This is a genomic window from Streptomyces sp. NPDC088706 (assembly GCF_044752765.1).
GTDB lineage: Bacteria > Actinomycetota > Actinomycetes > Streptomycetales > Streptomycetaceae > Streptomyces.
This window is the reverse complement of record NZ_JBIVLW010000049.1, coordinates 1-1,092: the sequence shown is the minus strand read 5'-3', so window position 1 is coordinate 1,092 and position 1,092 is coordinate 1. Positions and strand designations below refer to the sequence as shown.

Sequence of the window (1,092 nt, the reverse complement as noted above, 5' to 3'; positions counted from 1 at the left end):
TCTAGAGCCACTTGTTGCGGCGTAGCGTGCGGTAGATCACGGTGCACACGGTGATGATGAGTAGCCAGACGGCGGGGTAGCCGTAAGGGGACTTGAGCTCGGGCATGTGGTCGAAGTTCATGCCGTACACGCCGACGATCAGGGTGGGTACGGCGATGAGGGCGGCCCAGGCGCTGATGCGGCGCATGTCGGCGTTCTGCTGGACACCGAGCTGGGCGATGCTGGCGGTGAGCATGCCGCTTACCAGTTCGTCGAAGGACAGGATCTGTTCGCTGACCCGCTGGTGGTGGTCGGCCACGTCCCGGAAGTACGTGGCCACCTTGGGCGGGATTCCAGGGACGGTGCCTTCACTGAGACGCTGCAGGGCGCTGGTGAACGGCATGACAGCTCGCTTGAACTCCAGGAGCTCCCGCTTGAGCTGGTAGATGCGCCCGGCGTCGACCGGAGTGTCGGGGGAAAAGACCTCGGCTTCCAGGGTGTCGACGTCCCCGGCAAAGGCGTCGGCGACGTCGACGTAGCGGTCGACGACCATGTCCGCAACCGCGTGCAAGATGGCGGCGGGGCCGCCGCCCAGCTGCTGCGGGTCTTCCTGGAGCTGTCGGCGGAGATCGTCGAGCGGCGGGGCGCTGCCGTGGCGGACGGTGATCGCGTAGCCGGGCCCGGCGAAAACCATGATCTCGCCGGTGTCCACGATCTCGCTGGTCGCGGTGACCTTTTCGTGGTCGACGTACACGATCGTCTTCAGCACCAGGAACAGCATGTCCCCGTAGCGTTCCAGCTTGGGACGCTGATGCGCGTTGACCGCGTCCTCGACGGCGAGCGGGTGAAGGCCGAAGGCTTCGGCGACTTCGTGCAGCTGTTCCGCGCTGGGCTCGTACAGGCCGATCCACGCGAAACGGCCGGCCTCCGCATCTATCCGCTGCATGATCTTGCCCAGGCTTACCTGCCCCGGGATGCGGTGCCCGTCCTCGTACAGAGCACAGTCCACCGTTGCCGACGGCAGATCCCCCTCCTTCTCCACGCCCCGATGTGCCACAAATTCCTCGTTCCGCTCGTTCACGTATCGGGCTGCAACCTACCCGGCCGGCGGGC

General features: G+C 65.9%; 1 protein-coding gene. It reads right to left on the bottom strand.

Annotated features, from left to right (window positions below):
* Position 1 precedes the first annotated feature (1 nt).
* Positions 2–1,036, bottom strand: coding sequence for a magnesium and cobalt transport protein CorA (locus ACIQAK_RS33005; protein WP_366392983.1), 1,035 nt, complete (start codon positions 1,034–1,036; stop codon positions 2–4).
* Positions 1,037–1,092 lie beyond the last annotated feature (56 nt).